Raw genomic sequence first — 12,269 nt, 5'->3', positions numbered from 1 at the left:
TCGCCTTTTATGATAACACTCTTAGCTGAAAAAAGGAAAAAAAATTGTGTATTTTCAGACGATATCTTTCATAAAACGAGTATAATAAAAGCAATAGGTTTATTCTAGAAAATGAGCCCAGTGAAAGAAGCAGAAAAGGAGTCATTGTATGAAGCAACTGGAGCAAACTATTTTAGCAGCAGTGATTCGCAAACGCCCCGTCGAAAGTCACAAAGGGACCTTTGGCCGTGCCGTAGTGATTGGCGGTAACCAGCAGTACGGAGGCGCAATCTTGATGGCGGCACAAGCCAGTGTTTATGGCGGAACTGGACTAACCACGGTGATCTCCGATCCTGTCAATCGTACGGCGCTACATGCGCGACTGCCAGAAGCGATGTTCGTCTCCTGGGACCAGACTGAGCTTATCAGCACGGTCACTGAATCTGCGGATGTCCTATTGATTGGCCCAGGCATGGGGGAAGGCAAAACCAGTTTCAATCTATTGCAAACAGTCGTCGCTGCACAAAAAAGCCATCAATGGCTAGTTGTTGATGGGTCAGCGATCAATTTAGCTGCGAAATACCCATTGACTTTTCCTTACCCCAGTCACGTCGTATTTACCCCTCATCAAATGGAGTGGCAACGATTAAGCGGCATTGAGATCAGTGAGCAAACACCGGAGAAAAACGCAGCCTTCCAAAAAAAATTAGCCAGTATCGTGGTCTTAAAAAGCCATCGCACCCAGATTTATGGCACAGAAATCGTCGAAAACCCATTAGGAACGCCAGCTATGGCCACTGGCGGCACCGGGGATACCTTAGCCGGGATCATTACCAGTTTTTTGGCACAATTTGATCGAACCGAAGAAACGATCCACGCAGCGGTTTATCTCCACAGTTTGATTGGCGAACATTTAGCTGCCGAGAACTATGTTGTCTTGCCGACACAGATCAGTGAAGCATTGCCTAAATTTATGAAGGGCCATTCGTTGCGCTGATTGGCGTAACGAATGGTCCTTTTTTCTTAGTGTACTTCAGAGGGGTGATATACGATCCTGACTTCATAGGGTGCCAACGTGATTGCTCCCACTAGATGTCCATTGGTTTCCAGATCGGTTACTGGCTGCTTCAATACTAGATGCTGTTCTTCCTCTGAAAAATTCATAATAAATGAATAGTCTCGTTGCGTCCCAACTCGCGTTTGAATCGACACCTCAGGAAGTGCTTCAGCAATCGCTGTTCTTCTCAATCCCAATTTTTCAATCAACTTTTGATAAAAAGCAGCTAAGAAATCACTGTTCGTTCGGGCAGCCAAATAATACGAAGCCCCTGCACCGAATGGCTTCTTCGTAACCGCAGGCGTGCCTTGATAGAAATCTGTCTGATAATGGCTTAAAACTTCTGCATCCAACACGTCAATGATTGCTGAATAGTCTTTGGTGACAAATCGCTGATCTTGAAAATCAATCTGATTGTGTTCGTCTTCTAAAAGTGTTTCAAGCTCTAATACCTCAATGCCAAAGAGCGCCTTTAATGGTTGAGGCAATCCGCCAATATAAAGCAAATCTGTTTCATTGACCATTCCTGTGAAATAGCTGGATACTAGTATTCCACCCTTTTCAACATAGCTCGTTAATTTTAGCATCGTTTTTTCTGTCATCATATATAGCATTGGCGCAATGACTAATTGATAATCAGAAAAATCCTGCTCAGGAGTCAGAATATCAACCGGAATGTCTTGTTCCCAGAAAACCTGATAATGCTCTTGCAACGTTTGCGGATAACGTCTCGTAGGACGGCCGAATCCTCCCCCGCGCTTCAACGCCCAATTGCTTTCCCAGTCAAAGAGAATCGCCACTTCTTTCTTGCGAGTGGTTCCTTTGATTTCACTGATTTTTTCGAGACGAGCGCCATATTCAGCAACTTCTTTAAACACTCGATTGTTTGTGGAATCATCATGACTGACAACGGCGCCATGAAATTTCTCCGAATTGCCACGAGATTGGCGCCACTGGAAATACAAGGTACTATCTGACCCATGAGCTAACTGCTGCATACTACTTAAAACATGGACCCCGGGGCGCTTCGATTTGTTGTATTGGTGCCAATTGACATAACTTGGGGTACATTCCATAACTAAAAAGGGTTGTTTCTTCAAAGACCAATACTGATCATGGACATAGGCAGACTTCATAGCGGTTGTAGCGATTGCTTCAAAGCGATTGTTCCAATCGGGATAACTATCCCAACTAACCACATCCACATACTGAGAAAACTTGCCATAGTCGATTCCTTCCAGAGGAATGAAATCCTGTGTGGCATGACCTTCCGCCATAAAATTCGTCGTTACCGGGATATCAGGGGTTCGTTCCCGAATAGGGACAATCTCATTCAAATAAAAATCAATGGTCTGATCAGTGACGAATCGTTTCCAATCCAGATCCATCCCATGAACTTTATGTTCTCCTAAAGGTGATGGTGGCAAGACTTGTTCCCAATCGGAATAGCGATTGCCCCAGAAACTCATCCACCACGCATGATTCAATGCTTCTAGGTTTTTGTACTGTTTCTTTAACCAGTCACACCATTTTTCTTGGCAGTATTCGCAAAAACATTCCCCTGAATACTCATTGGAAATGTGCCACATGGCTAGTGCCGGATGGTCGCCATAGCGTTCAGCTAATTTTGTGTTGATCTGCCGCACTTTTTCGCGATAGATTGGTGAAGAATAGCAATGATTATGGCGAAAGCCATGGGTATGTTTTTGTCCATACGCATTGGTGCGATTGACTTCCGGATATTTCTGACTCAACCACTGGGGACGACCACCGCTGGGGGTAGCCAAAATGACATTGCCCCCCATAGCATGGATCGCATCAAACTGTTCATCAACCCAGTCAAACTGATAGACCCCTTCTGTTGGCTCCAAAGCGCTCCAAGCAAACACCCCAAGTGTGACCGTATTGACGTGGGCTTTTTGCATATACGCCAAATCCTTCTTTAGGATTTCCGGATAATCAAGCCACTGATCGGGATTATAGTCCCCACCATGCAGGAACCGCTGATCAAAGAAATAATTCGTCATCTTTTTACTCCTTTTTGATTGCTTTGATTTGATAAACAAATGACTGGAAATCTCCTGTTACTTGCGCCGTTTGGTGATTGACAGCATTGAATAAGTACGGTTTGCGCAGTCCAATTTGCTTCAGAACCTTGCCAGACAACTGCTCATTCTCCAGCAGATAGCTTCGATCCGGATCAATGAACGGTACCGGTATAAAAGCTTCCGCTGCAGGATTTGCTTCAGCAAGAATCCGAAAATAGGCAATCAGTGCTTCCTCTTGATGAGAGACTCCCCATACAACTTCATTTTTTTGGCTCAAATCGGTCATCCGATAGAAGGCGCCATAAGTCAGAAGTTGTCGATGAGCTTTATAGAAAATGATTTGTTCTTTGATTGCTTGTTTTTCAGCTGCTGATAAACTGAAAAGATCCAGCTCGTAGCCTAATGGGCCAAACATAGCCACCGATTGCCGAAATGCCAGTGACGTATTGCGCCCCACTTGATGATTGGGACAAGCGGAGACATGATTGCTGAATGAAGACATCGGATAGCCAAGTAATGTGCCGGTTTGAATTTGTAGTCGTTCCACGGCATCGCTGTCGTCACTCGGCCAAATCTGAGGACTGTAAAACAAGATCCCTAAATCATAACGACCGCCGCCGCCAGCACAGCCTTCGATCAAAATCTCCGGAAATTCTGTTAATATTTTCTGATAAAGGGCATAGACCCCTAAAATATAGCGATGAAAGAATTCTGTTTGGGGAATCCCTTCATCTGCTAAATAAGGTGAATAAGCTTCTGTGATATTCCGATTCATGTCCCACTTGATATAATCAAGATCCGTTTCGACGATGACTTTTTTGATCGCAGCAAAGATCGCCTCCACGACTGCCGGATTGGCAAAATCTAAGACATACTGGCCGCGTCCCACAGAGATGCGTTCATAAGGATGTCGGACCACCCAATCGGGATGTTTTTGATAAAGCTGGCTGTCAGGAGAGACCATTTCCGGTTCAAACCAAACGCCTAACTGCAACCCTAGATCGTGGATTTGTTTTGCAAAATGACCGATGCCATTAGGAAATTTCGCTGGATCTGGCACCCAATCCCCTAAAGAACTGCGATCGTTGTCTCTTTTACCAAACCAGCCATCATCTAAGACGAAGCATTCCATTCCTAATGCCTGACTTTCTGCTGCTAATGCTACTAATTTCTCTTGGTCAAAATCAAAATAAGTTGCTTCCCAATTATTGAAGACAATCGGCCGCGGCCGTTTTTGCCAATAAGGGGCAATCACGTGCTTTTCAATAAACGCAGCAGACTCTTGCCCTAACCCATTCAACCCTTCATCGGTAAATGTCAATATACATTCTGGGGCTTCAAAGACTGCATCTTGCTGCAATGTCCAAGAAAACTGTTCGGGATGAATCCCCAGCATCAAGCGGACATTGTCCCACTCATCCATCTCGACTTGCGCGAGAAAATTCCCTGAATAAATCAGATTTGCTCCATAGACACGTCCCTGATCATTGGTGGCATTGGCAGCCTTCAGTGCCACGAAGGGATTGTGCTGATGCCCAGAGGCCCCTTTTAAAGACCCCACTCGAAAGGTTCCTTGCGTCAATGGTGTGGCTTTGATTTGGCGTTCCTTTAGCCAAGCACCAGAAAGGTGAACAAATTCAAATTGCTGATTTCTTAATTCCAGTACCCCGCTCATCAACGAAGAAAGTTGTTTTTTCTCAGCGCCAAGATTGGTGATCCGCTGATTGCGCGCAATCGTGCCTAAACCAGCAAAAATAGTGTAGGTGATTTCCATTTTCAATTGCCGCTGCTCATCGATCAACATTATTCGCAGGCTTTGGCTTTCTGTTTTTTCGGCAAAACTCGCCGGTTTGGCCAGCTCTCGTTCCTTTCCTGCGAAAGTTTCGACTTCTGCGACTTTAAAATCCACATACAAAGGCACGTCTTCTGCAAAAATAGTAACGGCTCCTTCTCGAAAGTCAGAAGAACCATAGGTTGGCAACTCTTGAAAGCGATCTGCTAACGTAAACAGGCCATCATTTTCAAAAAATTTGACCGTGCCGGCAGATTTATTTTCTTTTTTGGTTAAATAGTCCATGTCATTGGCACTCAAATGCCCCAAAGATGGACCAAAGTACAGATGACCTAATTGTCGATTTGGTAAAACATGCATCACATAACTAATCTTTTCATTGTATAAATGAAAAAGCGTATCGGTTATTATCTCAATCATTTTTTTCCTCTAATTTCAACTTTATTCTCGTCTATTTCATTATATTTCTGGCATGCAGTTTCCAAATACTGCATGCGTTTTTTGACCCCTTTGTTAAAAAAGAACTTATAGAATAATGCTGCCAGCATGAAACTATACGTATTGCGGGAACGATCAAAAGAATTCTGTTCCGAATACGTAACCTCAATCTTTTCTGCTCCACTAGGAACAAAGCGATACCTTTGACAGATTTTTCCTTGTTCATAGGCTGTTATCAAAGCAACCTCATCTTGCGCGATTTTTTTGACTTTCATCACCGCTGGCACCAGCGTGGCCGCTGATTTTGTGCGAATCATCAAATCAATTTGACTGTTCTCGCCGAAAGGTTCTTCTGCTCCTTTTGAGCGAAAGAATGCCGCTTGTTGCACGATCATCACTTGATAGAATCGTTCCGGCGTTGTACGCATCTGATAAGTATAGGTCAATGTATCTGTTCGCATCTTCGATCCTCCATTTTTTCTGTTGCCATGCTGACAGAACGGAATACTAAGCTTAGCTTTCTTTGATTCTTTCGTCGATGGCAGGGCCAGTTTGTGCGAGCGCTTCTTTGGCTAGCTCTTCTTTTTCTTCTTTCAAATAGCCACGGTCCATCACGATTAGGAATGGCACCCAAATCAATGTCATCACAGCAACAGTTACCAATTGTAGAATGGCACCTGCTACAGAGCCAGTTCCCAGCCAGCCAGATAAGAAGACCGGTGTCGTCCAGACTACCGTTGCTCCGATTGGGCGAGGCACAAGACCAGCAGCGATTGCAAAATAAGAAATCGTCGTACTAGCAAGCGGGGCCAAAATCCACGGAACAAAAGCAATCGGGTTCAATACGATCGGCAACCCAAATGTCATTGGCTCTGACACATTGAAAACAGATGGTGCAATGACTGTCTTCATCAGCTTCTTCATCCGAATCGAACGAGCAATAAAAAATGCCATCGTAATCGAGATCCCTAATTGCATTCCTTGGTTTACAAAAACGCCCATGAAGGTTGTATTGATGATATGAGGCAGTTGTTCTGCACCTGCTTTATAGGCTTCGTAGTTTTCAATCGCCAATGCATTCATGATCGGATCAATCACAGCGTTAACAACCAGTGTGCCATGGATCCCAAACCACCAGAAGAATTGAGTAAATAAAACGGCAATCAAGACTGCAGGCAACGTGCCCCCCAAGCCCATTAATGGTTTCTGTAAGATTTCGTAGACAAAGTCGACCGCATTGCCCCATGACGTGAATGTAAACAAGTAACGGATCAAATTAAATAAAAACAATGGCGCAGCACCTGGAATGATAGCAAGGAAAGACTCAGCGATCATCGGCGGAACCGATTCAGGCATTTTGATCGTTAACCCAGAAGCACTGATCTTGCAATAAATTTGTGTAACGATAATCGCTGTGATGATCCCAACGAACATCCCTTCCGCACCTAATTTTGAAAGGGGAATCACTGTTCCCAGGTCATCGGAAGAACCGTAGGGCAAAAGCATTAAGAAAGAGGACAATGAGATTGCTCCGGCAAAAAGTTTTGGCTGGCCATATTTTCCTGCCAATTGATAGCCGATCCCGAAAACAACAAAAATCGCTGTGATACTCATGGTTGCGTTCCCGATAGGACCAAAGAAATCATTCAAAAAGGTCATCAGTCCTGCGGGCAGTTTCTCAGATAAGCCAAAGGTAGCGGGTAAATTTTGAATAATGATCATGATTGAAGCAAACATTGTCGCGGGAAAAGCAACCATAAAGCCATCACGCAGACTCAATAAATACTTATTATTGGCAATGATTTGGGCAAAAGGAACCATCTTCTCTGCTAATTTATCAATAAATTTCATAACTAATCTCCTTTAATTTGTCTGTAAACGTTTACTACAATCAGTATAATTGTTTAGTTAATGTTTACACAACTCTAAAATAAAAAAAAGATCATTTTTCATGATCTTTTTTTATCGGCAATCGATTCTCTTAATATCAATTCACTTTTACAAATCACTCGGACTGGCATTGTTCGAACGCCCAATAATTTGTTTTTCGCCAGCTCTACACTCATTTGACCCATTTCTTCCGCTTTCATTTTGACTGAAGAAAGCGCTGGTGTCATAAACTGGGCCATTTGAATATCATCAAAACTAACCACTGATATATCTTCTGGGATCTTCAGCCCGTGTTCATTTAATGCTTTATAGACCCCCACTGCCATGGGATCACTAGCAACGATGATGGCTGTCGGCCGCGGGGTCATCTCGGCGATTTTTCTGCCAAAAGCTAATCCAGTCTCTGGTGACCATTTTCCTTGAAAAACATGACTGTATTCTTCCAGCTTGTTCATCAGCATCCAATTTTTGTAATTCTCTGCACGAATTTCTTGTTCATCATAAACGACTTCTCCTGTGATCGTTACTCGACTGGAAACACCACCAATAAATGCTATGTTCTCATGTCCTTTTGCTTTTAAGATATCCAAAATTTGATGGGTCTTTCGAGCAAAATCAGTTTGTATGCAATCATAGGCGTCGTTTTCACTATAATTATCTACCAAAATAATATGTTGATTGTACCGGCTGATTTCTTGCAATGCCTCTTGCGTCATTTCCCCAATGATGATGACAGCACCATACTTTGCCAGTTGAGTCAGATCTTTGTCTTGGTCTCGCATCGAGAAGACACGAACCGTTTTTAAACGCCATTTGGCTGCCTCTTTCTCTATTCCGTTACGAATCATCATAAAATAAGGATCATTACGCTCCGATTCACTGTTATGCCGTGTAATGATTGCTATCGTATTTTTATCGCCAGCTTCTCGCGAACTCGACAAGCTCTTGTCTTTAGAATAATTCAGCTGGTTGGCAATCTCGATCACCCGTTTGCGGGTATTTTCGTTGATACTAAATGTTTCATCATTGTTTAAGATTCGCGACACACTTGCGACGGAAACCCCTGCCAATTTTGCAATATCCCTCATACTTGCCATTCTGCCACCCCGTTGTTTACTGTTTACTAAATCTCTTTTTAAGAATAGAGAGAAACAGCGATTTTGTCAATCCCTACTTGTTACGCAAGAAAACAGGTTGGGTTATCGCGTGCAGAAAAATAGTTGCTTCGTGTATGATAAAAGTAGAAATAGGAGGGATTCAGATGAATATCACAACAACACTTATGCAGCAATTGGAAAAAGACGAAGGGGAAATGATTGCGATTCGGCGGCACTTGCATCAACACCCAGAGCTTTCATTTCAGGAAAAAGCAACCGCCGCTTATATCAAAGCCTACTATGAAAAACTAGACTGCCAAATCACAGAATGTGGCGACGGCTATGGCCTGATCGTTGATATCATCGGTGAGCAACCTGGAAAACGGCTGGCTTTACGGGCTGACTTTGATGCTCTGGCTGTAGAAGAAGACAATCAGCTGCCTTTTCGATCTCAGGTTCCTGGTGTGATGCATGCTTGTGGTCATGATGGGCATACAGCCTATTTAATGGTTTTGGCTAAGAATTTGATTACCTTAAAAGACCAGTTAAAAGGAAGCATCCGCATCATCCACCAACCAGCTGAAGAAGTATCTCCTGGCGGTGCCAAAGGCATGATTGCCGACGGTTGTTTAACAGATATCGATCATGTACTTGGCGTCCATGTGATGTCTTCAATGGAAACAGGCAAGATTGGCTACCACTCTGGCGAAACCCAAACTGGACGTGCAAATTTCACTTTGACCATTCGTGGCAAAGGTGGTCATGCTTCCATGCCGCAACTAGCAAATGATGCCATCGTAGCAGGCAGTTATTTCGTTACTCAACTACAGACGATCGTTTCTCGTCGGATCGATCCTTTTGACACAGCAAGTCTAACGATTGGTTCTTTTGACGGGAGTGGTTCCTTTAATGCAATCAAAGAGACTGTGACCCTAAAGGGAGATGTTCGTGTGATGAAAGAAACCACTCGTCAAACGATTCACCAACAGATCCAGCGAATGGCAGATGGTCTAGCACAAACTTTTGCGGTCGAAACCAGTCTTGAATATGATGACAATTATCCGGTTCTTTATAATGATCCAGCTTTTACAATACAAGTGATTGATTCCCTCAAAGAAGCTCACTTACCTGAAGTGAAGGAGATCTTTGATTGCGGTCCTCAAGATCCCTCTGAAGACTTCGCCTACTATGCACAAGAACGACCTAGTCTTTTCTTTTATATCGGTTGTATGACAGAAGATCATCTCAATCATCCTCACCACAGTCCTGATTTCATGATGAATGAAATCTGTCTCTTGATTGCAGCCAAAGCGGTCGGTACCGCTACAATTGCTTATTTAATAGATTAACTCCTAATCAATGCAGTTAAAAAGAGTAGTCATAAGTTCCCAAAACGGCGGTCCCCATCATGCAGGGTATCGTATCGTTTTGTCTCAACTTATGTCTACTCTTTTTAATGAGAGATCTGGATTGAAGTAATCGAAGCAGGACAGATAATTAACTGAATCAAACAACAACCACTCATTCCCACCAAAAATAGGTACGCCGGACCGAAGAAGCCAAAAAACAACAATAGCGTAATCGTCCAAAAAAGATGGAGCAACACTCGTTTAGGTGAGCGACCGGCTTGATAAAAAGCATAAAAGAAGCTGACTTGCTGCTTCTTTTCGCCCATTAAAAGCGTCTGATAGAAAAAAATCAAGCTACAGATCATGAAGATCACGATCAGCATCGTGGCCATGACTTGAAAAAGCGGTTGTGGAAATCGACTAAGAATGGAATGATCAATCAAAAGAAAAAGACTATAAAAGCTGAATACAATATCTTTCTTTTTATTCAGTTGCCACAGCTCAGAAAATTTCGTAAAGAAAATCGTCGTCGTTTTCTCTTGTTCTGCCCTCTCTTGAGTGTCTTTGATCTGCTTAATCGCCGCAATCATACTTCTTGTCGCTGTTGCCACTGTAAAAAAAGGCATTGAGCAAACCAACCACAAAAATTGTAGAAGAATCAATTTGGGCATCCAATTGATCCAAGTAATCAGACCATTGAATAAACGCTGCGGCTCTATCTTTCTCATCCTTTGGTTCCTCCCGTCAGATCCATTCCCTCAATAAAGTAGCGTTGTGCAAAAAAGAATAATAGGATCGTTGGTAATAAGACCAGTGTTGCACCCGCCATCAAATAGTTCCACTGTGTCGTTGATTGATTTTGGAAAACTTGCAAACCGATTTGGAGTGTATATTTTTCTTGATTTTGAATATACAGCAATGGTCCTAAGAAGTCATTCCAAGCACCATTGAATGAATTGATGGCAATCGTGATCAGTGCAGGTTTGGTTAAAGGAATCATCAGATGGCTCCAGATATATAGATGATTGGCGCCATCCATTTTTGCCGCTTCAATCAGTTCATTATTGATCGATAAGTAAAATTGCCGCATCAGAAAGATATTGAAGGCATTCCCAAAAAATGAGGGAATGATCAGCGGCAGATACGTCCCTACCCAGCCGATTTTAGAAAACAGCACGTATTGTGGAATCATCGTCACAAATCCTGGAATCATCATTGTTGAAAGGACCAGAGAAAAAATCAGGTTTTTCCCTGGAAAATCCAACTTGGCAAATCCATAAGCGATAAATGAGTTTGAAAGCACGTTGCCGAACACAACTAACACCGTGATAAACAAGGTGTTCTTTGCATATTGCCAAAAAGGAAACGCATTGATCGTATCAAGGTAATTTGAGAGATTGATTTCTTCTGGAAAAAACGTTGGTGGATAACGGACGATCTCTTCCATTGGCTTTAATGAGGTGAATACCATCCACAGCAACGGAATGATCAGAACGATGCCAATCACAGTCATCACTAAATAACTCGTTAACTTTTTGATCCGCTGCTGTTGAGAATTGCTCTTTATTTTGTACATCTGCATACAGTCAGCCCTCCTGAGATAGTGTACTTTGTTGAAGCCATCAGTTTTGTCCTCCTGCATAGTGGACCCAACGAGGAGCTAATTTCAGATTGATAAATGTTAAGACTAATACGATTAAGAAAAGGATCATCGACATCGCCATTGCATACCCCATATCAAAAGCTACAAACGCTTTGTTCCACATATGGAGATTATAGAACAAGAGCGAATTGGCAGGTCCACCAGTGCCGTTTTTCGTCATAACATAGGCTTCTTGGAAGATTTGGAAAGAACCGATTGTCGACGTAATGACATCATAAAAAATAATTGGTGTAATCAATGGAATCGTAATATGTTTAAACTTAGCCCACATACCAGCACCATCGATCTCTGCTGATTCATAAAGCGTTCCGGGGATGTTCTGCAATGTCGCCAAGTACAGCAGCATCGCCCCCCCAGAGCTCCAAATTTTCATTAGGATCAATGCCGGTTTGGTCCATTCAGGATCAAACAGCCAGGCCGGACCTTTGATGTTGAACCAGCTTAAAAAAGTATTAATCAAACCAGCGGAAGGCGACAGCAGCTGCATCCATAACACATATACTGCCACACCGGATAAAATCGCTGGCAAATAAAAAGTCGTCCGAAAAAAGCTGATTCCTCTAATCTTTTGATTCAATAATGTAGCTAGAAAGACACTGAATAAGGTCGTCAGTGGGACATTAAAGAGTACAAAATAAATTGTATTATAAAGTGATTTCCAAAAAAGTGCATCTTGCGTAAACATTCGTTTGAAGTTTCCAAAACCAATAAAATTCATTTTTGACGTTAGATTATAATCCGTAAAGCTGCCGATAAACGAGAATAACATAGGGCCCAGCATGAACACCATGAAACCAATCAAAAACGGCGCTACAAACAAATATCCCCAGAGGGCATCTTGTCTTTTGCTTCTCGATCGTTTCTTTTTCATAATTCCCCTCCTTTAGTAAAGTGTTTTCTGCCATCTTTTTTCAGCAAAATAGCAATGATGCAATGAGAACAGTAACGATAGAAAA

At 42.7% G+C, this 12,269-nt stretch carries 10 protein-coding genes; 2 read left to right on the top strand and 8 right to left on the bottom strand.

Annotated elements, in window-relative coordinates:
* Window positions 1-148: 148 nt before the first annotated feature.
* Window positions 149-976 carry an NAD(P)H-hydrate dehydratase gene (locus tag IGJ28_RS15090; RefSeq protein WP_252711481.1) on the top strand — a complete coding sequence of 276 codons (828 nt, stop codon included), beginning with the start codon at window positions 149-151 and terminating at the stop codon, window positions 974-976.
* A 26-nt stretch (window positions 977-1,002) separates the two neighbouring features.
* Here IGJ28_RS15090 and IGJ28_RS15085 read toward each other — a convergent pair whose 3' ends face one another.
* From IGJ28_RS15085 to IGJ28_RS15065, 5 genes are all read right to left on the bottom strand, one after another.
* Complete coding sequence (locus IGJ28_RS15085) at window positions 1,003-3,063, bottom strand: beta-galactosidase (protein WP_252711482.1); 2,061 nt, start codon at window positions 3,061-3,063, stop codon at window positions 1,003-1,005.
* 4 nt (window positions 3,064-3,067) lie between these two features.
* Complete coding sequence (locus IGJ28_RS15080) at window positions 3,068-5,296, bottom strand: alpha-galactosidase (protein WP_252711483.1); 2,229 nt, start codon at window positions 5,294-5,296, stop codon at window positions 3,068-3,070.
* Window positions 5,293-5,775: a hypothetical protein gene (locus IGJ28_RS15075; protein WP_252711484.1), complete on the bottom strand. Its 483-nt coding sequence runs from the start codon at window positions 5,773-5,775 to the stop codon at window positions 5,293-5,295. The genes IGJ28_RS15080 and IGJ28_RS15075 overlap by 4 nt, the downstream gene beginning before the upstream one ends.
* Window positions 5,776-5,827: 52 nt before the next feature.
* Window positions 5,828-7,165: a PTS sugar transporter subunit IIC gene (locus IGJ28_RS15070; protein ID WP_252711485.1), complete on the bottom strand. Its 1,338-nt coding sequence runs from the start codon at window positions 7,163-7,165 to the stop codon at window positions 5,828-5,830.
* Between the two features lie 98 nt (window positions 7,166-7,263).
* Window positions 7,264-8,301: a LacI family DNA-binding transcriptional regulator gene (locus IGJ28_RS15065; RefSeq protein WP_103299445.1), complete on the bottom strand. Its 1,038-nt coding sequence runs from the start codon at window positions 8,299-8,301 to the stop codon at window positions 7,264-7,266.
* A 164-nt stretch (window positions 8,302-8,465) separates the two neighbouring features.
* Here IGJ28_RS15065 and IGJ28_RS15060 point away from each other — a divergent pair, with 164 nt between their 5' ends.
* Complete coding sequence (locus tag IGJ28_RS15060) at window positions 8,466-9,650, top strand: amidohydrolase (protein ID WP_438845469.1); 1,185 nt, start codon at window positions 8,466-8,468, stop codon at window positions 9,648-9,650.
* A gap of 104 nt (window positions 9,651-9,754) precedes the next feature.
* Here the strand turns inward: IGJ28_RS15060 and IGJ28_RS15055 are convergent, their stop codons facing one another.
* Genes IGJ28_RS15055 through IGJ28_RS15045 form a run of 3 tightly spaced genes read right to left on the bottom strand, consistent with a single transcriptional unit; the run spans window position 9,755 to window position 12,184 of the window.
* Window positions 9,755-10,378: a DUF624 domain-containing protein gene (locus IGJ28_RS15055; RefSeq protein WP_081131503.1), complete on the bottom strand. Its 624-nt coding sequence runs from the start codon at window positions 10,376-10,378 to the stop codon at window positions 9,755-9,757.
* The gene (locus IGJ28_RS15050) at window positions 10,375-11,232 is read right to left on the bottom strand and encodes a carbohydrate ABC transporter permease (protein WP_252711487.1); all 858 of its coding nucleotides are present in this window, start codon (window positions 11,230-11,232) and stop codon (window positions 10,375-10,377) included. The genes IGJ28_RS15055 and IGJ28_RS15050 overlap by 4 nt, the downstream gene beginning before the upstream one ends.
* A 40-nt stretch (window positions 11,233-11,272) precedes the next feature.
* Window positions 11,273-12,184: a carbohydrate ABC transporter permease gene (locus IGJ28_RS15045; RefSeq protein WP_003125918.1), complete on the bottom strand. Its 912-nt coding sequence runs from the start codon at window positions 12,182-12,184 to the stop codon at window positions 11,273-11,275.
* Window positions 12,185-12,269: the final 85 nt, after the last annotated feature.

It is taken from the genome of Enterococcus sp. AZ091, from assembly GCF_051714805.1.
Lineage (GTDB): Bacteria > Bacillota > Bacilli > Lactobacillales > Enterococcaceae > Enterococcus_D > Enterococcus_D gallinarum.
Note: the sequence above shows the minus strand (reverse complement) of the source record. Positions and strands in the feature narration are given on the sequence as shown.

Coding starts and splice junctions, on each gene's coding strand:
- IGJ28_RS15090 (WP_252711481.1), top strand. CDS start 149: ATGAAGCAACTGGAGCAAACTATTTTAGCAGCAGTGATTCGCAAACGC.
- IGJ28_RS15085 (WP_252711482.1), bottom strand. CDS start 3,063: ATGACGAATTATTTCTTTGATCAGCGGTTCCTGCATGGTGGGGACTAT.
- IGJ28_RS15080 (WP_252711483.1), bottom strand. CDS start 5,296: ATGATTGAGATAATAACCGATACGCTTTTTCATTTATACAATGAAAAG.
- IGJ28_RS15075 (WP_252711484.1), bottom strand. CDS start 5,775: ATGCGAACAGATACATTGACCTATACTTATCAGATGCGTACAACGCCG.
- IGJ28_RS15070 (WP_252711485.1), bottom strand. CDS start 7,165: ATGAAATTTATTGATAAATTAGCAGAGAAGATGGTTCCTTTTGCCCAA.
- IGJ28_RS15065 (WP_103299445.1), bottom strand. CDS start 8,301: ATGGCAAGTATGAGGGATATTGCAAAATTGGCAGGGGTTTCCGTCGCA.
- IGJ28_RS15060 (WP_438845469.1), top strand. CDS start 8,466: ATGAATATCACAACAACACTTATGCAGCAATTGGAAAAAGACGAAGGG.
- IGJ28_RS15055 (WP_081131503.1), bottom strand. CDS start 10,378: ATGAGAAAGATAGAGCCGCAGCGTTTATTCAATGGTCTGATTACTTGG.
- IGJ28_RS15050 (WP_252711487.1), bottom strand. CDS start 11,232: ATGCAGATGTACAAAATAAAGAGCAATTCTCAACAGCAGCGGATCAAA.
- IGJ28_RS15045 (WP_003125918.1), bottom strand. CDS start 12,184: ATGAAAAAGAAACGATCGAGAAGCAAAAGACAAGATGCCCTCTGGGGA.